Origin of the sequence: Paenibacillus sp. FSL H3-0329 (assembly GCF_037963285.1) — a bacterium.
GTDB classification, from domain to species: Bacteria; Bacillota; Bacilli; order Paenibacillales; family Paenibacillaceae; genus Paenibacillus_AQ; species Paenibacillus_AQ odorifer.
On record NZ_CP150150.1, the window covers coordinates 3,265,850 to 3,290,554 of the forward strand.

At 41.4% G+C, this 24,705-nt stretch carries 22 protein-coding genes; 16 read left to right on the forward strand and 6 right to left on the reverse strand.

What is annotated here, in order from left to right; translation table 11 throughout:
• Positions 1–71: 71 nt before the first annotated feature.
• Positions 72–578 carry a sigma-70 family RNA polymerase sigma factor gene (locus NSQ66_RS14445; RefSeq protein ID WP_036678001.1) on the forward strand — a complete coding sequence of 169 codons (507 nt, stop codon included), beginning with the start codon at positions 72–74 and terminating at the stop codon, positions 576–578.
• 1 nt (position 579) lies between these two features.
• Positions 580–1,467 carry an RsiV family protein gene (locus tag NSQ66_RS14450; RefSeq protein WP_036677997.1) on the forward strand — a complete coding sequence of 296 codons (888 nt, stop codon included), beginning with the start codon at positions 580–582 and terminating at the stop codon, positions 1,465–1,467.
• 342 nt (positions 1,468–1,809) lie between these two features.
• Here NSQ66_RS14450 and NSQ66_RS14455 read toward each other — a convergent pair whose 3' ends face one another.
• The gene (locus NSQ66_RS14455) at positions 1,810–2,394 is read right to left on the reverse strand and encodes an AAA family ATPase (RefSeq protein WP_076099287.1); all 585 of its coding nucleotides are present in this window, start codon (positions 2,392–2,394) and stop codon (positions 1,810–1,812) included.
• A 232-nt stretch (positions 2,395–2,626) separates the two neighbouring features.
• Here NSQ66_RS14455 and NSQ66_RS14460 point away from each other — a divergent pair, with 232 nt between their 5' ends.
• A complete protein-coding gene (locus NSQ66_RS14460) occupies positions 2,627–4,183 on the forward strand; it encodes an ABC-F family ATP-binding cassette domain-containing protein (protein ID WP_036677991.1) in 1,557 nt (518 codons plus the stop codon).
• A 72-nt stretch (positions 4,184–4,255) separates the two neighbouring features.
• On the opposite strand, the gene NSQ66_RS14465 is transcribed toward NSQ66_RS14460, so the two are convergent.
• The 3 genes from NSQ66_RS14465 to NSQ66_RS14475 form a co-directional block, all read right to left on the reverse strand.
• Complete coding sequence (locus NSQ66_RS14465; protein ID WP_249267731.1) at positions 4,256–4,594, reverse strand: DUF5823 family protein; 339 nt, start codon at positions 4,592–4,594, stop codon at positions 4,256–4,258.
• Between the two features lie 44 nt (positions 4,595–4,638).
• Positions 4,639–5,508 carry a helix-turn-helix domain-containing protein gene (locus tag NSQ66_RS14470; RefSeq protein ID WP_076099285.1) on the reverse strand — a complete coding sequence of 290 codons (870 nt, stop codon included), beginning with the start codon at positions 5,506–5,508 and terminating at the stop codon, positions 4,639–4,641.
• Between the two features lie 236 nt (positions 5,509–5,744).
• Positions 5,745–7,406 carry a ribonuclease J gene (locus NSQ66_RS14475; RefSeq protein WP_076099360.1) on the reverse strand — a complete coding sequence of 554 codons (1,662 nt, stop codon included), beginning with the start codon at positions 7,404–7,406 and terminating at the stop codon, positions 5,745–5,747.
• A 129-nt stretch (positions 7,407–7,535) separates the two neighbouring features.
• Between NSQ66_RS14475 and NSQ66_RS14480 the strand changes: the two genes are divergently transcribed.
• The 6 genes from NSQ66_RS14480 to NSQ66_RS14505 all read left to right on the forward strand — a co-directional run bounded on the left by NSQ66_RS14480 (position 7,536) and on the right by NSQ66_RS14505 (position 13,835).
• On the forward strand, positions 7,536–8,012 hold the full coding sequence (locus NSQ66_RS14480) for a GNAT family N-acetyltransferase (protein ID WP_038570891.1): 477 nt from the start codon (positions 7,536–7,538) through the stop codon (positions 8,010–8,012).
• A gap of 116 nt (positions 8,013–8,128) precedes the next feature.
• Positions 8,129–8,662, forward strand: a complete 534-nt coding sequence (locus NSQ66_RS14485) for a TetR/AcrR family transcriptional regulator (RefSeq protein WP_036677976.1) — start codon at positions 8,129–8,131, stop codon at positions 8,660–8,662.
• 13 nt (positions 8,663–8,675) lie between these two features.
• The gene (locus tag NSQ66_RS14490) at positions 8,676–9,002 is read left to right on the forward strand and encodes a multidrug efflux SMR transporter (protein WP_036677974.1); all 327 of its coding nucleotides are present in this window, start codon (positions 8,676–8,678) and stop codon (positions 9,000–9,002) included.
• 17 nt (positions 9,003–9,019) lie between these two features.
• Entirely contained in the window at positions 9,020–9,379 is a 360-nt protein-coding gene (locus NSQ66_RS14495; RefSeq protein ID WP_038570897.1) for a multidrug efflux SMR transporter, read from the forward strand.
• 290 nt (positions 9,380–9,669) lie between these two features.
• Positions 9,670–13,206, forward strand: coding sequence for a discoidin domain-containing protein (locus NSQ66_RS14500; protein WP_076099284.1), 3,537 nt, complete (start codon positions 9,670–9,672; stop codon positions 13,204–13,206).
• 287 nt (positions 13,207–13,493) lie between these two features.
• Complete coding sequence (locus NSQ66_RS14505) at positions 13,494–13,835, forward strand: DUF1801 domain-containing protein (protein WP_076099283.1); 342 nt, start codon at positions 13,494–13,496, stop codon at positions 13,833–13,835.
• 81 nt (positions 13,836–13,916) lie between these two features.
• Here the strand turns inward: NSQ66_RS14505 and NSQ66_RS14510 are convergent, their stop codons facing one another.
• Positions 13,917–14,339 carry a MarR family transcriptional regulator gene (locus NSQ66_RS14510; protein ID WP_169744822.1) on the reverse strand — a complete coding sequence of 141 codons (423 nt, stop codon included), beginning with the start codon at positions 14,337–14,339 and terminating at the stop codon, positions 13,917–13,919.
• A gap of 276 nt (positions 14,340–14,615) precedes the next feature.
• Between NSQ66_RS14510 and NSQ66_RS14515 the strand changes: the two genes are divergently transcribed.
• Positions 14,616–16,139, forward strand: coding sequence for an MDR family MFS transporter (locus NSQ66_RS14515; RefSeq protein WP_076099282.1), 1,524 nt, complete (start codon positions 14,616–14,618; stop codon positions 16,137–16,139).
• 78 nt (positions 16,140–16,217) lie between these two features.
• Here the strand turns inward: NSQ66_RS14515 and NSQ66_RS14520 are convergent, their stop codons facing one another.
• Complete coding sequence (locus NSQ66_RS14520; protein WP_076099281.1) at positions 16,218–17,303, reverse strand: helix-turn-helix transcriptional regulator; 1,086 nt, start codon at positions 17,301–17,303, stop codon at positions 16,218–16,220.
• Between the two features lie 128 nt (positions 17,304–17,431).
• On the opposite strand from NSQ66_RS14520, the gene NSQ66_RS14525 reads away from it, so the two are divergent.
• From NSQ66_RS14525 to NSQ66_RS14550, 6 genes are all read left to right on the forward strand, one after another.
• A complete protein-coding gene (locus NSQ66_RS14525; protein WP_076141654.1) occupies positions 17,432–18,511 on the forward strand; it encodes a saccharopine dehydrogenase NADP-binding domain-containing protein in 1,080 nt (359 codons plus the stop codon).
• Between the two features lie 35 nt (positions 18,512–18,546).
• Positions 18,547–19,113, forward strand: coding sequence for an adenylyl-sulfate kinase (gene cysC / locus NSQ66_RS14530; protein ID WP_038570909.1), 567 nt, complete (start codon positions 18,547–18,549; stop codon positions 19,111–19,113).
• A 166-nt stretch (positions 19,114–19,279) separates the two neighbouring features.
• Complete coding sequence (locus NSQ66_RS14535) at positions 19,280–20,050, forward strand: flavodoxin family protein (protein WP_076099278.1); 771 nt, start codon at positions 19,280–19,282, stop codon at positions 20,048–20,050.
• A 76-nt stretch (positions 20,051–20,126) separates the two neighbouring features.
• Positions 20,127–22,511 carry a polyprenyl synthetase family protein gene (locus NSQ66_RS14540; RefSeq protein WP_076141653.1) on the forward strand — a complete coding sequence of 795 codons (2,385 nt, stop codon included), beginning with the start codon at positions 20,127–20,129 and terminating at the stop codon, positions 22,509–22,511.
• A gap of 151 nt (positions 22,512–22,662) precedes the next feature.
• A complete protein-coding gene (locus NSQ66_RS14545) occupies positions 22,663–23,175 on the forward strand; it encodes an RNA polymerase sigma factor (RefSeq protein WP_306018833.1) in 513 nt (170 codons plus the stop codon).
• 17 nt (positions 23,176–23,192) lie between these two features.
• Entirely contained in the window at positions 23,193–24,674 is a 1,482-nt protein-coding gene (locus NSQ66_RS14550; RefSeq protein ID WP_038570918.1) for a DUF4179 domain-containing protein, read from the forward strand.
• Positions 24,675–24,705: the final 31 nt, after the last annotated feature.

Genomic DNA, 24,705 nt, shown 5'->3' on the forward strand with positions numbered 1-24,705 from the left:
CTTTTTTATACTCACCAAACGTCTTACTCCTGTTACAACACCAGATCACAAACAGAGAAGGATAATCGACCATGTTGAATAGGAAAACCGAGAAAATATTGACGCGATGTATCAAAGAAAACAAAGAAAATGTATACCGGCTTGCTTACAGTTATGTGAAAAACAAAGAGGATGCCCTCGACATTGTGCAGGATTCTATTTATAAAGCGATGACACGGATGGATTTGCTAAAGGATCACGATGCCGTGAAAAGCTGGTTTTACAGGATTGTCGTGAATACCTCTTTAGACTTTTTGCGCAGAAACAAGAAGGTTCAGACGATGGAGCCAGAGATAATAGAAACCTATAGTCCGGCTGTTGAGGATAACTATACAGATATGGATTTGAAAAGAACACTGGAAGAGCTGCCGGCGAAATACCGAAGTGTGATCGTGCTTAGATATTTTGAGGATATGAAGATTAATGAAGTGGCTGAAGTTCTTAACGAGAACACCAATACAATAAAGACAAGGCTGTATCAGGCCCTTCAGTTATTGCGAGTGAAGCTGGATGATGAAGCCTTAAAGGAGATAAAGTAAGATGGACGAAAGAATACAAGAATTACATAAAGAGTATACCGATATTCCCATTCCGGATGAACTTGATTTGATTGTAAACCGCTCTATAAAGCAGTCACTTAAAGCCAATAGAAAAAAACACACAACAACTAAGTGGGTGGCTAGTGTTGGAGCGGCCGCAGTTATTTTTCTAGTAGCCATAAACACCAGTACAACCGTAGCTAGTGCATTATCTTCCATCCCAGGCGTTGATCGGATAATAAAAGTGCTAACTATTAAAGAATACGTTGTAGAAGAAGAGAACTACGATGCTAATATCAAAGTTCCAGCCGTAACGGATATGGAAAACAAAGAACTGGAGCTTGGATTGAACAGCAAATATTTAAGTGAGAATAAAGCACTATACGAAAAGTTCCAAGCGGAGATCGAAGCGTTGAAGGAACAAGGTGGGGGCCATTTGGGGCTGGATGTTGGTTATGAAGTGAAAACGGATAATGAGCATATTTTCTCCATTGGCAGATATGTTGAGGAAACCGCTGGTTCATCTTCAATGGAAGTTACTTTTGATACGATAGACAAAGAAAATCAGATCCTTATTACATTACCAATGTTATTTAAAGATGATCAATACATTGAGCGCATCAGCGAAAATATTAAAGAACAGATGATTGCTCAAATGAAAGCAGACTCTGAGAAAGTTTACTGGATCCCTGAGTATGGCGATGATGTGCCAACGGATCAGTTTACATCCATTACGAAGGATCAAAGCTTTTATATCAATACCGAAGGTAAGCTTGTGATTGTGTTTAATAAATACGATGTCGCACCGGGTTATATGGGCTCCGTTGAATTTGTGATACCAACCGCGGTGCTTGCTGATGATTTGGTCAGTCAGAAGTATATTCAATAAAAGAATTCTGGGAATAACGTCATCTGCGTTCCGAAACTCTGCGCAAAAGTTGATAAATGTGGAACTAGCGTCATCTGAGTCCAAAAGTTTAGCCAAAACTCTTTGTCAAAGCCTTAAACATCGTTTGATGTCATTATTTTACGGGGGACGCAGCAGCTATCGGACTCAGCTGACCCTAAACGCAGCATTATCGCACTTTTGCAATCCTAACGGACCGCATCGTCGCTATTGGCACGAAAAACACTCCCCAAGCACTCTTTTCTAACGAATAGCTGCACTGGGGTCCGAAACTCTGCGCAAAAGCTGATAAAAGCGGAAATAACGTCATCTGGGTCCGAAAGTTTAGACGTAAATAAATCGCTCTACTGCCGCAACGGTAGCATTAATATCCGGGTTAGAATTATCGATCAACGCAATATTTTCAGCCGGGAGCGGCCATTCTACCGTACGGTTGCCAAGAGAAGTGCGGAATTCATTCCAATGCTGGAACTTCCATTCATCTAGTGGTGATTCTCTGTCTTGAATTCGTTCCCGGTACAATTCCTCGTTGGCTAAACCTACCAAGACAACCTTGACTTCAACATCAAGGAGGGAACGTCCGATCCGAACTAACTCATTGCTGATCCAGTCAGGATTGGCTGCCTCTTTGGTGAAGGGACCAACCACAAAAGCATCGACGTCCAAGCCTATATTATCCAGCGCAGCATCCATAGTGATTCGATAACCTAAATCGCGGCATAACCTTTTGTACTCTGCTGAGTCTCTATCTGCCGGATCCAGTCCGTGTAAAGTCATTATGGCGTCGGCAGCAGGCCGTAGCAGAATATCCATATCGAAAAATGGTATCTTGCGCCGCGAAGCAATCGCTTTAGCTAACGTTGTTTTGCCTGCTCCAGCTGGACCAAGAAAAAATACAAGTTTATTCATTTCTAATTCTCCTTAGTTCTCAAGTCAACTCCAAAGTGTATCTATGCATACTATCATATAAAAGATGACGAGCGATCGCCAGCGCAAACCTAATCTCGGCAAGTGACGGTCCACAAAAACTAAAATTGTTCGCAAATTAGCCTGAAAAATGATAATTTTTTGCTTCTCCATTGAGTTTTTAGTTAATCCTGCTTATAATATAGCGAGAAAAATAAGAAAAAGGTGTCCATAAATGAGCATATTAAATGTTGAAGGATTAAGTCATGGCTTTGGGGATCGTGCGATTTTTAAGGATGTTTCATTCCGTCTCCTAAAAGGCGAGCATATCGGATTATTCGGCGCTAACGGCGAAGGAAAATCCACTTTTATGAATATTGTTACAGGCAAACTGCAACCTGATGAGGGTAAAGTCGAATGGTCCAAGCGGGTGCGTGTTGGCTACCTCGATCAGCATGCTGTGTTAACCAAAGGAATGACGATTCAAGATGTACTGAGAAGTGCCTTTCAATACCTGTTTGATCTTGAGCAAGAGATGAATGATATGTACGGCAGAATGGGTGACGTTTCACCTGAAGAGCTGGAAAAGCTGCTTGAAGAAGTAGGTACCATCCAAGATACACTTACAAATCAAGATTTTTACATGATTGATGCGAAAGTACAAGAAACTGCGCGTGGACTAGGGATCACTGACATTGGATTGGACCGTGATGTAGCCGATCTTAGTGGTGGTCAACGTACCAAAATCTTGCTTGCGAAGCTATTGCTTGAAAAACCAGATATTTTGCTCCTCGATGAGCCTACGAACTATCTGGATGAGCAGCATATTGAGTGGCTGAGACGTTATCTTCAAGAGTATGATAATGCCTTTATTCTGATCTCTCACGATATGCCATTCTTGAACAGCGTTATTAACCTGATCTACCATATGGAAAATCAAAAGCTGACCCGCTATGTGGGTGATTATGAGCAATTCCAACAAGTCTACGAAATGAGAAAACAACAGCTTGAATCTGCTTATAATCGTCAAAAGCAAGAAATAGCAGAGCTGAAGGATTTCGTAGCTCGTAATAAAGCCAGCGTGGCAACCCGTAATATGGCAATGTCCAGACAGAAGAAGCTCGACAAGATGGAGATCATCGAGATTGCCAAGGAGAAACCGAAACCACAGTTTAACTTTAAAGAAGGTAAAACTGCGGGCAAGATGATTTTCGAAGCAAAAGAATTGGTTATCGGCTACGATTCTCCATTGTCCAGACCGCTTAATTTGCTGATGGAGCGTGGACAGAAGATCGCGTTGGTTGGGGCAAACGGAATTGGTAAAACAACTTTGCTGCGCAGCATTTTAGGTGAAATCTCTGCATTGTCCGGTTCGGTAGAACGTGGATACCATCAGGAGATTGGCTATTTTGAGCAAGAGATGAAGGAAGGCAATTACAAGACTTGTATTGAGGAAATCTGGGACACGTTCCCGTCTCTGTCACAATTCGAAGTACGTGCTGCCCTTGCTAAATGCGGATTAACTACGAAGCATATTGAGAGTAAGATTGCTGTTCTAAGTGGTGGGGAAAAAGCCAAAGTGCGTCTATGTAAGCTCATTAATAGCGAAACCAATATTCTCGTATTAGATGAGCCGACAAACCACTTGGATATCGATGCCAAAGATGAACTGAAACGCGCTCTAAAAGCATACAAAGGAAGCATTCTTATGATTTCTCACGAACCCGATTTTTATCAGGACATCGTAACCGATATCTGGAATTGCGAAGATTGGACGACGAAAGTATTCTAAGTATACGAGTTCAATTAACGAATCTTAAACAGGATACCTTACTTCGATTCTCCGAAGGGTATCCTGTTTTTTTTATCCCGAGGCACTATCTGCATTAATTGTGGCGATTAAATTGGCGTCTGAGTAGAAATCAAGATCATCATGTGGAGTGATTCCACCTTCTATGATATGTCCGGATAATCGAGCTACCAGGATACCGATGATCCAGCCTGCAAGTTGGGAGACACTTTCAATGCAGATGCCTTTTATAAAATCGGCTGATTTATATTTCATCCGTACCTCAAGATAGGCGTAGATGATTACAAATAGCATAAATAGACCACACCAGAGGTAAAAGTATTTTGGCAGATTCCCAGATAACAAATCCGTCAAAAATTGAATGGCTGTCTTCATGATTTCCATAATTAACACAAACAATAGATCACTCCTCAAAACTTTCCGCCGGTAAGCAAACTTTAGGCTTCAAACTTCAGATTCTGCGGTTCCGTCGGAAATTCTTCTGTCCGTGCACGGGAATCAGTGACGGGAACGTCCAGGCCTACTTCTTCAAAGGTGCAGTCATCCAGCCAAATCTTTCCGGATCCGGATAGGAGAATACCTATGTTGATACAATCCGCCTCTGCCGGGATATCCAGCACACAAGCGTAAAAATTCCAGGAAGCAGTTCCTTTAATACTTCTGTACTGCATGTTGTCAAAACCCAGCATATTCTGGAGCTTGTCATCAATACGCATCCATAAGCCGCACCAGTCGCTTACTTCTTCGGTCCGGATAAAGCCGGCAAACCGCATCCGTTTCCCAAGATAATTTTTTGCGTCAAACTGCTGCATTAGAGTACCGAATTCGTTCCCTTCGAGTGGTTCAGTTTCTGCGCATTCCAGTGATACAGAGTTCCTTCCCTTATGGTAAATCTGCATATCTAATGATGCCTTATATTTGCTGGGGGATGTTCCGGTGATGAACCAACCTTTAATTTCGGACATGGTAAATTCCTCTCTTTCCTGAATCAATAGTTTTATCTGTGACCTGTATTGGGCTGGGGGGAGAGCATAAAGTCCTTTAAAAGCTCTTGTAAAAGCCTCTTGACTATCAAAACCATAAAGAAGTGCAATATCTAGAATGCGTTCTTCGGAATAGAGCAGCAGTTGGGCAGCAGAACTCAACCTACGGGAACGAATGTATTCAGCTACACTTTTGCCGACATATTTCTGAAAGAGCCGATGGAAATGATATTTGGAGAATCCAGCCTCTTTCGCAATTCTGTCCAGATTCAATTCTTCTTCTTCCAAATGGTTCTCAATAAATTCAATACTATTGTGAATCATCTTGTAATACAGCCTGATCACCTCCTTGTTCTGGTCTTAATATACCTCATCTATTTAAAGGGATTTTGATAATTCTTGCTTAGTTGTACTTCAGTATGTAGAAATTTGCACCTGAATCTAATACTATCAGCAGAATATATAAAAGAAGAGTATTAAAACTATAAAACACAAAAAGGCGAATTCTTACTCATAATGGAGTGAGAATCCGCCAATATCTATTTGGATGCATTCCTACATTAAACCTCAATGATGATTGGAAGGATCATTGGACGCCGTTTCGTTTTCTCGTATAGGAACTTACTTAATGATTCTTTGATGGTCTGCTTGATGATATTCCATTGGCCGAGATCAGTTTCGTTCATCTTTTTAAGGGTCGATGTTACATGCTGGTTGATCTCGTCCATTAAATTATCGGAGTTACGGACATAAACGAATCCCCTGGAAATGGTGTCCGGCTCATTTAATAGACGTCCATCGGTTTGGCTCAGTGTAATCACCGTAATCAGTATGCCGTCTGCTGACAGCTGGCGACGATCGCGAAGCACAACATTTCCAATATCACCGATCCCAAGGCCATCCACTAGAATTTGCCCAGCAGTCACTCGACCGGATTGGCGGACAACACCAGACGATGACTCGACGATGTCCCCATTTTTTAGAATAAAGATATTTTCTGGTTTGACGCCTACCGCCTCCGCTAACAAGCTGTGATGATGCAGCATGCGGTATTCACCATGGATCGGAATAAAGTATTCAGGTTTCATTAGAGTCAGCATTAGCTTAAGTTCCTCTTGGCTACCATGCCCTGAGACGTGAAGCTCACTGCGTGAACCATAGATGACTTTAGCACCCAGCATATATAAATTATCGACAATCCTTGAAACATTTCTTTCATTTCCTGGGATGGGATTGGCTGCGAGCAGAACCGTGTCCCCAGCCTGGATCTCCATCAATCGATGGCTTGAGTTCGCTAAGCGGGAGAGGGCGGCCATGGGCTCTCCTTGACTGCCTGTACATAAAACAGTTACCTGAGCCGGAGGAAGCTTAGCAGCTTCTGCAGGTTCGATCAGCATATTGTCCGGAATGTTTAAGTAACCGAGCTCTTGGGCTACTCCGACTACATTAACCATACTTCTGCCTAGTAAGGTCAATTTACGTTCAGTTAAATGAGAAGCATCAATGATCTGCTGTAGACGATGTACATTTGAGGCGAAGGTAGAAATAAAAATTCTACGTTCTGCTTTTAAAAAGGCTTCTTCTATGTGAGCGCCAACAAGCTTCTCAGAAGGGGTGAAGCCAGGGCGCTCAGCATTGGTGCTTTCTGACAGCAGGATCTTTACACCCTTTTTACCGATATCGGCCATTTTATGTATATCTGGATACTGCTTGTTGACGGGCGTCATGTCAAATTTGAAGTCTCCCGTATGAACTACGGTACCTTCAGGTGTATCGAATACTACGCCAAGGCAATCTGGAATGCTATGATTTGTATTAAAAAATGTTGTAGTAATGGCACCCAGGGCTAAAGTAGATTCTGAATCAATACAATTGAGTTTCGTTTGTCGTAAAATCCCATGTTCCCTAAGTTTATTTTCGATTAATCCTAGGGTTAAACGGGAAGCATATATCGGGATATTCAACTGTTTAAGCAGGTAAGGAATCCCACCGATATGATCCTCATGTCCATGAGTAACCACCAATGCTTGTACCTTATCAATATTATTTAATAAATACGAAACATCAGGAATAATTAGGTCAATTCCTAAAAGACTTTCATCTGGAAATTTAGAGCCGCAATCAATAACGACAATGTCATCTGCGTATTGCAGGATATACATATTTTTACCGATTTCATGAACCCCGCCTAATGCTGCAATCGAGAGCTGCTTAGCTGCCATTTTCATTGAAGCCCCTCCTAAATAAATTTCTCTATATTATGTTTGATTCCCATTATAATTATCCATTCTGAAGGCTGATACAATATAATAACTGAAGAAAGCTAATCAAAAGATAGGAGAACGTTACTCATGAATATCCGACTATTACAAATGAAAGATAATAGCTCCATTGAAAAGGTCATCAGGGACTGCCTAATTGAGTTTGGCGGGAATCGCGCGGGTCTCGCCTGGGAGGATGACAGCCTGCATCATTTATCAGATTATTATAATCATAGTGAGAATCGGGCTTATTGGGTTGTTGAAGAGGGAGGGGAAGTATTGGGAGGTTGTGGAATTGCTCCTTTCGGGAATGATGACAAGATATGTGAGTTGCAAAAAATGTATTTATCTCAGTCGATTAGAGGTAACGGGATAGCCAACGAACTTTTAAATACAGCGCTGGACTTTGCCAAGCTTCATTACAACCAATGTTATTTGGAGACACTGCAAAATATGCACGCAGCCAACCGTTTCTACACAAAAAATGGATTTGAGCTATTAGAAAAACCACTTGCTGGGTCGGAGCATTTTGCTTGTGATGCTTGGTATATTAAAAATTTAATGTAATTGATTTAAAAATGTTGGAGGCCTGGATTACCAGGCTTTTTTTGCTCTAAGATAATGATTTTTTATTTGACAATAAAACCGTCCAGACGGTATAGTAAATAACAGGGGTGATTATCGTGAACAGTAATTCAAAACGAAGTAGTATTTTATTAGCAGCTTCTATTGTTGTTAAAAATAATGGGGTGGAGAAGCTTACGCTTGAAGCCGTTGCCAAAGAAGCCGGGGTCAGTAAAGGTGGACTGCTGCACCATTTTCCGAATAAGGAAGCTTTAATAAAAAGTATGGTGGAAGAGTTAACAAGCGATTTTTTCAGTAATGTTCAAGAAAGAGTAGCGAATGCATCTAGAGAAACGGGGAAGTGGGGACGAGCGTTTGTTCAGGCGATTGACGACGATCTTAAGGAAGAGCAGGAGATTAGCACAGCGCTTTCGGCTGCTCTTTTTACGAATCCGGATATCCTTAAGAAATTTCAAGATCAATACTCAGTATGGCAAAACAATATAGAGAACGATGGAATAGATCCTGTACGTTCAACGATTGTCAGGCTGGCAGCGGACGGTTTATGGTATTCAGAAATGTTCGGATTAGGAGTTTTAGATAAGGAGTTACGCAGTAAAGTGATTCAAGAATTAATAAATATGACGGAGTAAGGAGGGGCTATTGTTGAATTCATATGTGTTACTGGCAACAGCGATTATCTGCGAGGTATTTGGTAGCTCCATGCTTAAGGTTTCTAACGGGTTTAAAAAGATTTTACCTTCAATAGGAGTCGTACTCGGCATGGGTTCAGCCTTTTATTGTCTTTCTTTAGCGCTTTCAACGATTCCTCTAGGGACGGCTTATGCTATTTGGTCAGGGGTAGGTACGGCTTTAACTGCGTTAATTGGAGTAATCATTTATAAAGAAAACTTCAATCTGAAGAAATTACTCGGCCTGATTCTTATCATTGGTGGAGTAGTCATTATGAAACTTTCTGGTGGATCTCATTAGAGCTTGGAGGAATTATTATGAACAAGAATAAGGGTTTTTTGGTACTAGGGGTAGCTATTATAAGCGAAGTAATAGGTACAACTATGCTGAAAATGTCAGAAGGGTTCACACAAATATTGCCTACTATAGGTGTTATTATTGGTTTTATAATCGCATTTTATAGTTTGTCTATAAGTCTCAGAGTTTTACCTTTAAGCTTAGCTTATGCGATTTGGGCAGGTGTAGGTACAGTTCTAACCGCTATCGTTGGCATAGTAATATGGGGGGATCCATTTAGTGTGCTTACACTTGCAGGCATAGTATTAATAGTTGGAGGTGTAGTTTTATTAAACTCTCCAGATTCAGCTGATGAAAAAGAACTTAAAACCACAAGCTAATCTTTATAAAAAACAAGGGCCTGAGAAATCAGGCCTATATTTGATTGGCGTGATGTTGATAGATTCCATATTTAGGGTAGTTTGGCGATATTGGTATCACATATCTTTTCCGTAGAATTACATCTTATAGCTTGAACTGTTCTTTCTCTATAATGAAAGTGTCTCACATTGAAAGGAGGATCGGTTGTTATTTAATGTGCTCTGAGATGAATTTGAATGTAAACGCTATCATTTGAGCACTCAGATAGGGTGACACGTTAGTGATAATCTACATTAAGAGGAGGATTATAATGCGCAACAAGTATGTCGTATGGTCGCTTGTAGTAACCCTGTTGATTTCAAGTTTATACCTGGCAGCGGGTCCGTTCACATTTGTTAGTGCCTCTGGTGGCGCGAATTTGACGCTGGGCAAAACTGTAACGGCTAGCGGTCAATCACAAACGTATAGTCCAAACAATGTGAAAGACAGCAATCAAGAGACGTATTGGGAAAGCAGCAATAATGCATTTCCGCAATGGATCCAAGTTGATCTTGGTACAGAGACAAGTATTGACCAAATCGTATTGAAGCTGCCAACGGGCTGGGAGACGCGTACGCAAACACTCGCCGTTCAAGGCAGCACAAATGGATCTACATTCACTGACATTGTTGGTTCAGCTGATTATGTGTTCAATCCTTCAGCAGGAGGGAACACCGTTAAGATTGATTTTTCAGCAACCAGCACTCGTTATGTACGCCTGAATGTAACAGGCAATACGGGTTGGCCGGCAGCGCAAGTATCTGAATTCGAAATTTATGGAGCTAGCACACCAACACCGACGCCAACAGCCACACCGACAGCCACACCAACGCCAACTGTCACACCAACGCCAACAGCCATACCGACAGCAACGCCAACGCCAACAGCCACACCGACAGCCATACCAACGCCAACAGCCACACCAACGCCAACTGTCACACCAACGCCAACAGCCATACCGACAGCAACGCCAACGGCTACGCCTGTTGCGGGCAGTAATATCGCGTTTGGCAAATCGATTACCGCATCCTCTAATACGCAATCATTTGTGGCAGCAAATGCTAATGACAACAACACCAACACATACTGGGAAGGTGGCAGTAATCCTAGTTCATTGATACTTGACCTGGGGTCAAACTACAACGTTTCCTCAATCGTTCTAAAGTTAAATCCAGCCGCTGCATGGGGAGCACGTACCCAAACGATTCAAGTGCTCGGTCACAATCAAAACACAACGACATTTGGAAATCTGGTGTCAGCACAATCGTATTCGTTTAATCCAGCTTCAGGAAATACAGTAACCATTCCTGTTACCGCAACTGTCAAACGTCTACAGCTTAATATTACTGCCAACTCGGGTGCTCCAGCTGGACAGATCGCCGAATTAGAAGTGTACGGTACTCCAGCTCCGAATCCGGATTTGGTGATTACTGGCATGTCCTGGTCACCAACGAATCCGGTTGAGTCTAATGCGATTACGCTGAACGCAATCGTAAAGAATATCGGCAATGCCAGCTCTCCAGCTACTACTGTTAATTTCTATTTGAATAATGAGCTTGTAGGCTCAGCTCCGGTAGGTGTACTAGCAACTGGAGCATCGACAACAGCATCGATGACACTTACCGCAGGAGTTAAGCCTGCAGCAACGTATTCAGTTAGTGCCAAAGTTGATGAAGATAACCTAGTTATCGAACAAAATGAAGCGAATAACAGCTACACGAACCCAGCGTCACTTATTATCGCTCCAGTGTCCAGCTCTGACTTAGTGGGAACTGTTACATGGACACCAAGTAATCCTGTTGCTAATAACAATGTAACGTTCAATGTAAATCTTAAGAATCAAGGAACCGTCACCACTGCAAGTGGTTCACATGGTATAAGCGTTGTTCTTAAAAACTCTGCGGGTTCCACTATTCAAACCTATAATGGATCTTATAACGGTGCCTTAGCAGGGGGGGCATCAGTTAATGTTGCGATTCCAGGGACTTGGACAGCGATTAATGGTAACTACACAGTCACCACTACTGTTGAAGTGGATGCTAATGAGATAGCTGCCAAGCAAGCGAATAATGTAAGTGTTTCTAATCTCGTTGTCTATGCTGCGCGTGGTGCAAGCATGCCGTATAGTCGATATGATACCGAGGACGCTACTCTCGGGGGTGGCGCGACATTGAAATCGGCGCCAACCTTTGATCAAGCATTAATCGCTTCTGAAGCTTCTGGCCAGCGTTATATAGCTCTTCCTTCGAATGGTTCGAACTTAGAGTGGACGGTCAGACAGGGTCAAGGCGGCGCAGGTGTAACGATGAGATTTACAATGCCTGACTCTGCAGATGGGATGGGATTGAATGGTTCACTGGATGTGTATGTGAATGGAGCGAAAGTAAAAACAGTTTCCTTAACCTCATACTACAGCTGGCAGTATTTCTCAGGTGATATGCCTGGCGATACACCTAGTGCAGGACGTCCACTATTCCGTTTTGATGAAGTTCACTGGAAGATGGATACACCCCTCCAACCTGGGGACAAGATTCGAATCCAGAAGAACAATGGAGATAGCTTGGAATATGGTGTGGATTTCATTGAAATTGAATCTGTTCCAACAGCAATTGCCCGCCCAGCTAACTCCGTATCTGTAACAGATTACGGTGCTGTGGCAAACGACGGACAAGATGATCTGGCAGCTTTTAAAGCTACTGTAAATGCAGCCGTGGCAAGCGGGAAGTCTATTTATATTCCAGCAGGAACCTTTAATCTTAGCAGTATGTGGGAGATTGGTTCTGCTAGTAATATGATCAATAACCTCACTATTACTGGTGCTGGTCTCTGGCACACCAATATTCAGTTTACCAATCCTAATGCTGCGGGCGGTGGTATTTCACTCCGTATTACAGGTAAGCTAGATTTCAGTAATGTATATATGAATTCTAATTTGCGCTCACGTTATGGGCAAAATGCAATTTACAAAGGTTTTATGGATAACTTTGGAACCAACTCTATTATCCATGATGTCTGGGTAGAGCATTTTGAATGCGGAATGTGGGTAGGCGACTACGCTCATACACCTGCGATTTATGCTAACGGGCTGGTAGTTGAAAACAGTCGGATTCGGAACAATCTTGCAGACGGCATCAACTTCTCGCAAGGTACTAGCAATTCAATTGTACGCAATAGCAGTGTGCGAAATAATGGTGACGATGGTCTTGCAGTATGGACCAGTAACACAAATGGTGCACCTGCTGGTGTGAATAATACCTTCTCGTATAACACCATTGAGAATAACTGGCGTGCGGCAGCGATTGCTTTCTTTGGAGGAAGTGGTCATAAGGCTGATCATAACTATATCATTGATACAGTTGGTGGTTCCGGCATACGTATGAATACCGTTTTTCCAGGTTATCATTTCCAGAATAATACGGGTGTAGTTTTCTCAGACACAACCATTATTAACAGTGGCACGAGTAAAGATCTTTATGGGGGTGAACGTGGCGCAATTGATCTTGAAGCATCAAATGATGCTATCAAGAACGTTACATTTAACAACATAGACATCATTAATACCCAGCGTGATGCGATTCAATTTGGATATGGTGGTGGATTCGAGAACATCGTGTTCAACAACATCAATATTAACGGTACAGGACTTGATGGAATAACAACTTCACGGTTCTCAGGTCCACATAAAGGTGCAGCTATTTACACCTATACAGGCAATGGTGCGGCAACCTTTAATAACCTGACAACTTCCAACATTGCTTATCCGAATCTGAATTATATTCAGAGCGGTTTTAATCTAACGATTCATTAATTTTATGTACGAGGTTGAGGGAGAAGCTCTTAGGAGCTTTTCCCTTTTTAGCTTGTAACGAGCTAATATCTCTAATTTGCAAGAAGGATAATGACTACATGAACAAGAAATTAATGTAAGGGAATTTAAACTATTAAATTTTGAAAATCTTTTGCAGATGTGTTGATTTCATCATCATGTTCGTCATAGCAGATGCGTCGGATCTCAAAGGACCTCCTGATTTTGTTAAACAACTTACTGCGCTTATTCAGGCAAACCATTTAATTACTTAAAGGGAGAGATGAAAAATGAATCAGGAAGTAATCGATTTTATTGAAGCGCTAAAAGAATCATGGCAGGTGGAGTTGTCCACCTCACTACGTGAGGTTGTTCATCTGGCTATACCGGATGTGCAGGAACGTATTCAGTATAAGAAACCTCATTTTTTGAAAAATGGAAAATACGCTGCGGCCATCTCGATATCAAAAGACGCAGTCAGCTTTGTAATCTTTAATACAACCGAGCTAACGCTTCCAGAGGGAGCATTTGAGGGACCACCTGAAAGGAAAACCTTAAAGCTTCGAAAAGGAGACACATTTGATTCTGCACAGTTGGTCTCTTTAGTTGCTCAAGCTTCAGCTTCTCTTTGATCCATACTTATATTAAAAGGACGATATCTCAAAGTCATTTGACTTCATGGGATATCGTCCTTTTTTGATGATTATACAGTTTTAGTTACTAGTTGTAGTGCTGAGATAATGAATCTGCTCTTCCAGGATGGTACTTGCTTTGCCTAAAAATGTTGTTATCAACTCAAGCTCCTGCTCAGTAAAGGAAGACGCCAGTTTAACCATCTTAGTGTGCAAAGGAAGGTAGGCATTTCCAACCTCGTTATTCTCATATAAAGGGACAATGATCACCTTACGACGGTCATTTGGGTCATGTTCTCTGCGAACAAAGCCGTTTTTTTCAAGTCGATCAACTAATGTGGTAATGCTGCCTGTAGTAAGTCCAGTTAATTTGGATAGCTCGCCGGCGGTGATAGGACCTTTTTCCTGAAGGATATCTATAGATAGAAAATCGTTATTGTATAACCCTAAAGAAGTTGCTACTTTTTGCTGGTACAAAACCGTTCGGCTGCCTAGGCCCCGCATGCGTAAAGTTAAGTCTTCCTGCTGAATTGTAACTTGATTGTGTCGATCTCTTGACAAAAGAGGACCCTCCTTTTAAAATGTTTATATCTTGATAGTCAAGATAATTAATAAACAAGATGCTTGATGAACATCTAATTAATTGTCTTGATTTTATCGAATTATTCACTAATTTGCAAAGGGTATAACATCACGTGGTTTGGAATGAAGCCTGTGCACAATCCTTTAACAATTAGAGCAGAACTAAACATTTGGGAAAAGTGGAGGAGAAAAAGGAGCATGGAAAAGAAAAATAAAGTTGGGGTTATTATAGTAGCTCTATTGTTGGCCACCCTTATGGCATCAATGGATAATACTATACTTGCAACCGCAATGGGAACCATTGTAGGTGACCTTGGCGGTTTTGACAAATTGATGTGGGTTACGTCCGCTTATATGATAGCTGAGATGGCGGGTATGCCGATTTTCGGTAAATTATCGGATATGTATGGACGTAAGCGATTTTTTATTTTCGGTATTATTGTCTTTATGATTGGTTCAGCTTTATGTGGTACGGCAAATTCTATTGTCCAGCTTAGTATTTATCGGGCGATTCAGGGTATTGGTGGAGGGGCACTCGTTCCTATCGCATTCACGATTATGTTCGATGTAGTGGCCCCGGAGAAACGGGGGAAAATCGGTGGGTTATTCGGTGCTGCCTATGGTATTTCCAGTATTTTCGGTCCCCTTATTGGCGCTTATATAGCGGATTATATTCATTGGTCTTGGGTCTTTTATATCAATTTACCCATTGGTGTTATTGCATTCTTTATGATCGCTTTCTTCTACAAAGAATCTGTTGAGCATTCCAAAGAGAAAATTGATTATCTTGGGGCTTTTACACTAGTAGCTTCAATTCTTTGTCTCATGTTTGCGATTGAGCTCGGGGGTAAGAAATACGCTTGGGACTCGCCAATGATTCTGGGATTGTTTATGGCTTTTGTTGTGTTTTTAATTGGTTTTATTGTTATCGAACGTCGTGCAGAAGAGCCTATCATTACCTTTGGCATGTTCAAGAATCGTCTCTATTCTACGAGTAATGTTATGGCGATATTTAGCGGAGCGGCATTTATTACAGCCTCGGTGTACATTCCAATTTATATTCAAGGGGTTCTTGGCGGGTCTGCCACAAATTCGGGGCTTGTTCTACTTCCGATGATGATTGGTTCTGTTATCACTGCTGCTGGCGGAGGATTCTTGCTCTCTAAATTTAATTATCGCACGATCATGATTTCTACGTTAGTACTCCTTGTTGCAGGTATTGCTCTGCTTACCACACTAACACCAGACTCCTCCCGGTTTATGGTCACTATTTTTATGTTTCTGGTGGGTCTTGGCATAGGTTCATCATTTTCTGTTCTAAGCAATGCAGCGATTCATGGATTTACAGCAAGACAACGGGGTTCTGCAAGTTCGACACTTAGCTTCACACGGGAGCTGGGAATGACACTTGGTATTACGGTATTTGGTATTATTCAAAGTCACATTTTTTCGAATAAATTAACTTCCATGTTCAGTAAAGGAGGCGCGGCACCAGAAGGTGTTAATCTAAGTGATCCAAGTACAATTTTGACTCCCGACACACGGGCCAAAATTCCCTCTGAGGTTCTTGATAAAATCACCGAAGGATTATCTTCTTCTCTTGTTCATACCTTTGCTTGGGCGATTATTCCATCAGTTATAGCTCTAATGGCGGCATTTGTGATGAGCAGGGAGAAGTTTGATCCTGCTTCTGAGCTGGAAGAATTTACGGCATCGCATTAAGGAAATAAAAGATAAAATAAAAGCCTAAGTCCTTTGTTAATAAAGGCTTGGGCTTTTTTGATAAGAAGCTCGGCGATCCTATTTCTCTGAAATGCTATATCGAGAATGTAAATGCCAGATAAGCTCTCTACGGCTGCTGACACCTGCTTTAGCGAAAATGGATTTTAAATGATCCTGAACCGTGTAAGCAGAAATATGTAACTCAGCAGCCAATTCTTTAGTAGATAATCCACGAATTACTCCTTCAAGTAAATGCTGTTCCCGTTTCGTCAGATCATACGCTTCTGCAATGATAGGAAGCATATCTGCTGGACGTGCAGGCTCGAATGAAATAGCGATTTGCGTCTGACCGTCGTATGCATGAAGCCGGCTAGCCCGGATCACTAGATAAGGTCCTTCTGACATCCGGATACAGGACTTAGCCATCCCCGAAGATTCAGAGGGACTATTGATTGCTTGTGTGCTCACCGCCCGAATTGGACGTGGCAGGATATGGTGATCAATTTTTTCTAATGAACGAAGTTTCTCTAACCAGCGGTCTGCTGTAGGATTGGAGGAGAGGAGCACTAGTTGATCAGAAAGGACAGCAATTCCGGAACCGTAATCTTCTTCCAGCCAAGTCTGATTTCTCTCAGGCAACTCAAGACTGAAAGCCCGCATTCTTGCGGCAATCTCAGGAAGCATTAAGGCTATCCACTCACAATCCTCCCGCGAAAATACAGGCTGACCCGACTTTCTGTAAAGTGTCAGATACCCCCAACACGCATCTCCATGAACAAGTACAGCGCGTAATTCATCCTCAAATCCTGCCGGAGATAGTACCTTTTGATAGCGAGCACTCAAATCTGGCTGCCCTTCGGTTGCTTCATATAAAGTAGCTACGTGCATTTTACTATGAACCATTTGCTCATAGGGATTAATATCGTCTTCACCGTATTCGATCTGGAACAAGTGATGGTGAATGGATTCCACGTTATCTTCTGTAACTGCACCTGTCGAGAGTAGTGTACGTGGATCAACATGGGTACAGCAGGCAGCATCAAAGGGTACAGCATCGCGTAAAATCGACAGTAATGAAGTACGGTAGCTATGTGAAGAATCAGAAACAGCACCTAACCTTATGATTTGTTGTTTAATATGATTAAGTTGTCTTATGGTTTTCATAGGTCAGCCCTCTAGTCATGGAGTATAAAAACAGGTATCCCACATTTATGGGATAGTGAATGTAAACCATATCCGTATAATTGAGAATGGTTCTTAATTATTTCTATTATATAGGATGCGGTGATAAAATGCAGAGAAAAGAAGATATTGTAGTCGTCGGTGGATATGGCCATGTAGGGCGTACCATTTGTGAAATCTTAGAGAAAAAATATCCTGGAAAGGTATATGCTGCAGGGCGAAGCCTTGTAAAAGCAAAGCAATTCAGTCAAGCAACTGATGGGAAAATTAAGCCGATGCAGGTGGATATTAATAAACCTTTACCTACTGATAAGTTAGAACGAGTTAAATTAATCATTATGTGCTTAGATCAAACGGATACAGATTTTGTAAGAGCTGTGTTTCGAAGCGGTATTCATTATGTGGATGTATCTGCGAACGGTTTGTTTTTGAATGAAATTGAGAAATACAAGAGAGAGGCTGAAGATAATGGGTCAAGTACTGTCTTAAGTGTAGGACTTGCTCCCGGCATCACTAATCTCCTGGCCCTTGAAGCAGAGCGGCAGATGGATCAGATCGAGGAGATAGAAATTGCAATTATGCTCGGACTAGGTGATTCTCATGGCAAAGCGGCGCTAGAATGGACAGTCGACAGTTTAGCAGCTAAGTTCGAAGTGAAGCAGGGTAATCGCCAGGTTGAGGTGGAGAGCTTTACAGACAGAAGGTTATATCATTTTGGTGATAAGATGGGTAATCGATATGCTTACCGTTTTCCATTCTCAGATCAACAGACACTGAGCAGAACACTGAAAGCAGCGTCTATCTCCACACGATTTTGTCTTGATTCAGCTATGGTTACTAAAATACTGGCAATAACGAAAAAAACAGGAGCCGTTCGCTTACTGCAAATAGGCTGGCTGAAGAATTTAATTGTTCGTGCTATGGGGCGGCTGCATTTGGGGGATGATGGGTTCGCTATTAAGGTTGAGGCAAGTGGAAGAAATTTAGAAGGTAAATTACTTCATGCGGATTTTTTATTACAAGGAAAGAATCAATCTATCATTACGGCAAAAGTAACAGCGGCAGTAGCAAAACATCTATATGATTCACCACCCCCAGGTGGAGTTTACCATATTGAGCAGCTGACTGATATAGCGTATATACAGAAGGAATTAGGATCAGCAATTTCTCTCAAGACTGCGGTAAACTAGTATAATATTAATCATATAGAAAGGGGCGTCATAGAATGAATAGAAAAGATTGGGAGCTGTTGAACGGTCATAAAGCGGGCGTGTTTTGGTTCACAGGATTATCAGGTTCAGGAAAAAGTACACTAGCACAACAAGCTGAAAAAGAATTGTTTAAGCAAGGCATAAGATGTGCTGTGATCGACGGCGACCAGCTAAGAAAAGGTTTAAATATCGATTTAGGTTTTTCAGAAGAGGATCGTAAAGAAAATATGCGGCGCGCGGCCGAAGTAGCGTCTATGTTTTTGGACCTTGGCTTTATAGTGCTTGTCCCGATGATTTCACCTTCTTCAGCTGCTAGAGAAGCGATTAGATATCGTTTTCAGTCTGGCGAGTTTGCAGAGATTTATGTGCAATGTTCATTAGAAACCTGCGAACAACGTGATCCTAAAGGGTTGTATAAGAAAGCTAGAAAAGGTGAAATTCGTGAGTTTACAGGTATTGATGCTATTTATGAACCCCCTAAACATGCCGAATTGACAGTTGACACAGAGATTTACAATATGGAGAGCAGTGTGAATCTGCTAGTTGATTTTGTTACACATAATTACGCTAAAAAGATATAGTGGGAAGTTAACAGAAGCCTAATTAAGTAGGGCTTCTTTTTTTGCATTCTCAAATGGAATTTTATCGCATAAAGGGAATCAAGGTGCTACAATATGAATGAACAAAAATAAATTCATTCATATTTATCGGGATTATTCAAAATATGCGATATATGGAGGACTCCAAATGAAAAAAGTTACTGCATTTATTGGGAATCAGCAAAAGCATGCGACCTTTGAAGCGGTTTGTGAATTTGGCAATAATTTAAAAGCATATGGTGATATTGAATTTGAGTATGTCTTTTTAAAAGATTATCGGCTTGAATATTGCCGGGGCTGTAAGATATGTTTCAATAAAGGTGAGGAGTATTGTCCACTAAAGGATGATCGTGATGTATTGATGGAGAAAATGATTCATTCTGACGGGGTTATTTTCGCTACCCCTAATTATGCATTTCATGTATCGGCACCGATGAAGAACCTCTTGGATCGGCTTGCCTTTGTATTTCATAGACCTCGTTTCTTCGGAAAAACCTTCACGGCTATTGTCAATCAGGGGATCTTTGGAGGCAACAAAATTGAAAAATATCTTAGTAATATGGGCGAGAATTTCGGATTTCAAGTCACAAAAGGCTGTGTCTTGACTACTTTGGAACCAAGAACAGAAGTTGCGCAGAAAAAAATGACGAGAGAAATTAAGAAAGCCTCCGAAAGATTCTATAAGGACCTCATGTCACCTAAGACTCCGGTTCCTTCATTTTTCAGGTTAATGCTGTTTCGAATGTCACGTACAAGTATAAAAACAATGCTTGATGATCATTCCAGGGATTACCGGTATTACAAAGAACAAGGCTGGTTTGAGTCTGGTTATTATTATCCTGTTTCATTGGGTCCTATAAAAAGGACAGCGGGTCTGATCTTTGACTTTATTGGGAAACGTATGGCGAAGAATTCGTAACCATAAAGACACTTCCCCGTATAAGATATGAACATGACCGACAATTAACCAAAAGAGAAGTTGAGGTAATCCACCTATGAATGTAAATTTAACCGATCATGCCGATTCAGCCTATTCGCTAGCCGAGCAGAGGGCGGCTCAGTATTTTGTTTCACTGCATATGCAGTTCAAAGAAAAAACGTATGTATCTACTCTGACTGAAGATATTCAATTATGGAAAAAACATCATATTCATCGCCGCTCATGGTTGTCCTTTTTCTCTAGAGGGAAGAGGAAACCTGATTCTCAGGATTATCATAAGTATATAGGGTGGCTGAATCTTTCCGGTAAATTGGATGATTATTTAGATCGCAGCGTTTCCTATTTATATATGAGAGATCTGGGCAAAGCCTTGGATTCTCCTGACACACAAAACAGGATTAAGCGAATGGTTGCTGACATTAGATCTCAATTGATCCCAGACGGTTCAACAATGATAAGAGAACAATCGGAATTTATGAGCTTGGCAGGAGTATATCGCTGGGCGCAAAAAGAAGGCGTCGAGACCGCCACCATCTGGGTGATCGACAAGCTAAAGAACGTATCAACCCATATTCCGCAGGAAATGAATACCGAACAAGCGCAGCGTAAGTTAATTAAGATCATTATCGGGGTCATTCTGCATGTAATGGAGGAAATGGGGGAGAGTACCCCACCTTTGGAACGTTCTAAGAAGCTTAGTGAAGCCATTAGACTTGGTTATTCTTATGGGCTGACTTACCCTTTTATTGATGATCTTCTCGATTCCAGTGTCTTAACGCTTCAAGAAAAAGAGCAATATTCCCTCATGATACGCGACGCTATCCTTACTAGATCTGTGCCTGAGCTTGGAGAATGGACCGGAGAGAACATGGAATTCATTCGATACGTACATTCGGAGCTTAGTGAAGCTTTCCACTATATTAAAAGCTATCAACGTCCAGAAATGCAGAACATATTTTTCGAGCAATCCTTTGTGTTTTTTCAATCTCAGGAGCTGGACCGTGTTAAGGAACTTTCCAACGCTAAATACACCAATGAAGAGCTTTATATCCCCATTATCTTAAAATCCTCTTCTTCCCGTTTAATTGTCCGATCCGTTATTAGTGCTCCTACAGATGATGGATTTGATCAACGTACTTTTTATTATGGTCTTTACAATCAACTGGCTGATGATTTTGCGGATATGTTTGACGATATGAAAGAGGGAGCGGTAACGCCGTATACCTATTTTCTGAAATACCGTGATCAACGTTCAGATTTGATAAACCCTTTTGAATTATACTGGACCGTCATCTCTCATCTAATCCATTCCGTATATCACTCCGATGCCAAAACCCGTGAAGTGATTCTAGATCGAGCAATTAACGGTTTGAAGCGTTGTAAAGAACGTGTGGGTACTGAAAAGTATAAAGAGATTATGCAGATCTTTGCTTCGGGTCAACCCGAATTTAATCATCTCGTGCAGCAAATGGTGTTGAAAGCTGATGATGTGGATTTTTTTGACAAACTACTAAGAGATCAACTGCTTACGAATTTAAAAAACAACAAGCAGGAAAAGGTGGATTTTCACAATACGATTCAAAAGGTTCGTGGTGAAATCAACAATCAATTGCCGATTAATAAACCTGTTGGGACACCAGCTATGAAAGAAATGTTAATTGATGCAGCCAATTATAGTTTAGAGGGTGATGGCAAGCGAATACGACCTATCCTGACTTGGGTTATGGGTGTGAACGAATACGGATTAGACAGCGCAGCAATTGTGCCGCTTTTGAGGTCTTTGGAATATATGCATACTGCATCCTTAATTTTCGATGATCTGCCCTCTCAGGATAATGCCCCCACTCGAAGAGGCCGTTCAACTCTACATGAGGTGTATAATAGCGCTACGGCGGAATTGACAGGACTCTTTCTAATTCAGAAGTCGATTGAGGAACAGGCATCCCTTCATACATTCGATGCTAAATCCGTAATTGCTTTAATGCAATATTCAGCTCAAAAGGCGGAAGATACCTGCATGGGGCAAGCGATGGATTTGAATTCTAAAGGAAAAGCATTGACGCTAGAGCAATTAAATATGATTTGTTTCTATAAGACGGGCATTGCGTTCGAAGCTTCACTAGTTATGCCAGCGATTCTTGCACAGGTTAAGGAGACAGAAATTGAAGCTTTGAAGAAATTCGCTTATCATGCGGGGATTGCTTTTCAGATTAAAGATGATTTACTCGACTTGGAAGGGGATTTACAATTACTAGGTAAGCCGACAGGGCAGGATGTTGAGAATAACAATGCAACGTTTGTATCCATTCTGGGTTCAGAAGGTGCTAGAAAAGAGATGTGGGAGCACTATTGTCTTGCCATGGAGGCGTTAAAAGAGATCCCCCGCAATATCAATTTTTTAAAACATCTATTGAATTATATGGTTAATCGTGATCGATAAATATGAAAATGGAGTGTTGGCATCTTTGCCAGCACTTTTTTATGAAAAAAATCAATCGTTTTTACGTTCAGCTCCGTCTTACTTATAAGAACATCAGAACGATGACTTTATCCTAATACCGACACTGACAAAAAAAGAGGGGGTGTAGTGAGTGGTGGATAGGACGATGGACGAGGTCAGAATGGTTGATTTTGCCCGTATGGATGAGGATGTTTTCTTTAAACGCCTGTATGTGGAGCATCGGAAAATGTACACCGTCGCTTATAGTTATCTACGAACAGAAGCGGACGCGTTAGAAGTTGTACAAGAGGCTTCATGTCGGGCCTGGATGAAACGTAAGAAGCTTAAAGATGAACAGTCATTTACACCTTGGTTGATTCGAATTACGATCAATTGCTGTATGGATGAACTACGACGAAAAAAACGAGTGATTCCTACGGAGAAGCTAGCAGAGGTTGCAACTCAGGAAATGAAAAGCAACGACCGGATTGATCTGGAACGCGCTATGAACAGGTTAAAGCCCAAATATCGGCATGTGGTACTTCTTAAATATTACAATGACATGACTACAATCGAAATCGCAAAAGTGCTAGAAAAACCAGAAGGTACAATCAAAACCTGGTTACGTGAGGGACTTAAACAGCTTCGTAATGTGCTGAAGTGATATGGGAGGTGAACAGAGTGACAGATAAAGAAGATCGTATTTTGCAGAAAAATGTTGATGAAATGAATCAGAATACTGAGACTTTACAGGAAATGAAAATTTATAACGCGATGCGAAAGGGAATTATGGAAGGAAAAAAACGTGAGAAACGCCGTGTTTATACCGCAGGTTTGGGAGTGATTGCAGCTGCAGCCGTAGCCCTATTATTTACATACTCTTCAATCGGATTACCGGCCAAGGAAGTGGCCCAACCTTCAGTTCAAACCGCCAGCCCTAAAAATACAGATGATTTTGCAGCTTATCGCTCATTTTCAAGGTTAGAACCAGCACTTGCAAGTGCTCTGGAACAGAATCTCGTGATGCCGGTGGGTCAGAGCGCGGAAAACAAGGGGTACCGAGTGGATGTAACTGGTGCAGTAACAGATGGAAGGAAGGTGTATATTCTATACAGTGTTCAGAACAATACAGACAAAGAAGTTATACATGCGGATTTTGCGCTTCAATATGAAGGCATACAGGAGTCGAATCTACATAAAGGTGCTGCACTAAGTATGCTTGCCAGCGATAACCGAATTCAACCAGGCCAGTCTAAGGATTTTATATACACCACTAGTCTTTCACCAACGATTAAATATCCAAAGGAAGTAAACTATAATGTCATTCTCACTGAAACTTCAGATAAGGCGCTACAATCCAGTAGTAATAAATACCGGACTAATCTGGATGTTGCTTTCGAACTTAATCCTGATATGCTCAAAGCACAGGAAAGAATTCTAAAAACGGATAAAACGCTGACAGTTGACGGGCAAAAGATTAAAGTGAATCTAGTGCAATATACACCGCTTAGTACCTATGCAGATTTGGAGTATGATCTGAACAATGATAAACAAATTTTCCAATTGATTAATCCAGTTCTGATTAGTACAAATGGGGGTGCTACCGAAAAATTATTTTACCCCGACATCGTCAACTCTGACAATTCTGAAGTCTATTCGGACAACACCAAGTTTACGCTGGTGTTCAGGAACAGCCAGAGCGGCCTAAAGCATCAGCCAGACACCGTTTCATTAAAAACCTTTGGTATCTCGGCAGTCGAAAAAAATAAAATGAAAATTGTTGTCGATCTCAATAGGCAGCAAATCATTGAAGCACCGGGAAGCGGCCTTGAGCTTGTTGCTCCAACGCAAGAGAATTATGCAGATGAAGGAGAGATCTTGTTGCGGCATACAATTACTGATGCCGAATATTTAAAATACTACACTAGACTTGCTGAGACTTTTACTGATGCGGAAGGAAATGTGCATAAAAGAGCAATCAAAACAACTTCGGCAGGAAACTTCGGTGGCTACATGACTTCAAAGGATGGTACAGCCGTGGATGAAATGCGTTATACTTTTGGAAAGGGAGCGAAAGATTATCCTCAACCACTAACGATTACGCTAGAGAAATATATCAATCCGATTATGGATACGCAAGCCGTAGAGTTATTTTCTAAGTAATAGATTAAGCTTAACGATTAATAATCTTGTA

What these genes read in the sequence shown, in the direction of transcription:
- NSQ66_RS14445 (WP_036678001.1), top strand. Translation starts at nt 72, where the DNA reads ATGTTGAATAGGAAAACCGAGAAAATATTGACGCGATGTATCAAAGAA.
- NSQ66_RS14450 (WP_036677997.1), top strand. Translation starts at nt 580, where the DNA reads ATGGACGAAAGAATACAAGAATTACATAAAGAGTATACCGATATTCCC.
- NSQ66_RS14455 (WP_076099287.1), bottom strand. Translation starts at nt 2,394, where the DNA reads ATGAATAAACTTGTATTTTTTCTTGGTCCAGCTGGAGCAGGCAAAACA.
- NSQ66_RS14460 (WP_036677991.1), top strand. Translation starts at nt 2,627, where the DNA reads ATGAGCATATTAAATGTTGAAGGATTAAGTCATGGCTTTGGGGATCGT.
- NSQ66_RS14470 (WP_076099285.1), bottom strand. Translation starts at nt 5,508, where the DNA reads ATGATTCACAATAGTATTGAATTTATTGAGAACCATTTGGAAGAAGAA.
- NSQ66_RS14475 (WP_076099360.1), bottom strand. Translation starts at nt 7,406, where the DNA reads ATGGCAGCTAAGCAGCTCTCGATTGCAGCATTAGGCGGGGTTCATGAA.
- NSQ66_RS14480 (WP_038570891.1), top strand. Translation starts at nt 7,536, where the DNA reads ATGAATATCCGACTATTACAAATGAAAGATAATAGCTCCATTGAAAAG.
- NSQ66_RS14495 (WP_038570897.1), top strand. Translation starts at nt 9,020, where the DNA reads ATGAACAAGAATAAGGGTTTTTTGGTACTAGGGGTAGCTATTATAAGC.
- NSQ66_RS14500 (WP_076099284.1), top strand. Translation starts at nt 9,670, where the DNA reads ATGCGCAACAAGTATGTCGTATGGTCGCTTGTAGTAACCCTGTTGATT.
- NSQ66_RS14505 (WP_076099283.1), top strand. Translation starts at nt 13,494, where the DNA reads ATGAATCAGGAAGTAATCGATTTTATTGAAGCGCTAAAAGAATCATGG.
- NSQ66_RS14510 (WP_169744822.1), bottom strand. Translation starts at nt 14,339, where the DNA reads ATGCGGGGCCTAGGCAGCCGAACGGTTTTGTACCAGCAAAAAGTAGCA.
- NSQ66_RS14515 (WP_076099282.1), top strand. Translation starts at nt 14,616, where the DNA reads ATGGAAAAGAAAAATAAAGTTGGGGTTATTATAGTAGCTCTATTGTTG.
- NSQ66_RS14520 (WP_076099281.1), bottom strand. Translation starts at nt 17,303, where the DNA reads ATGAAAACCATAAGACAACTTAATCATATTAAACAACAAATCATAAGG.
- NSQ66_RS14525 (WP_076141654.1), top strand. Translation starts at nt 17,432, where the DNA reads ATGCAGAGAAAAGAAGATATTGTAGTCGTCGGTGGATATGGCCATGTA.
- cysC (WP_038570909.1), top strand. Translation starts at nt 18,547, where the DNA reads ATGAATAGAAAAGATTGGGAGCTGTTGAACGGTCATAAAGCGGGCGTG.
- NSQ66_RS14535 (WP_076099278.1), top strand. Translation starts at nt 19,280, where the DNA reads ATGAAAAAAGTTACTGCATTTATTGGGAATCAGCAAAAGCATGCGACC.
- NSQ66_RS14540 (WP_076141653.1), top strand. Translation starts at nt 20,127, where the DNA reads ATGAATGTAAATTTAACCGATCATGCCGATTCAGCCTATTCGCTAGCC.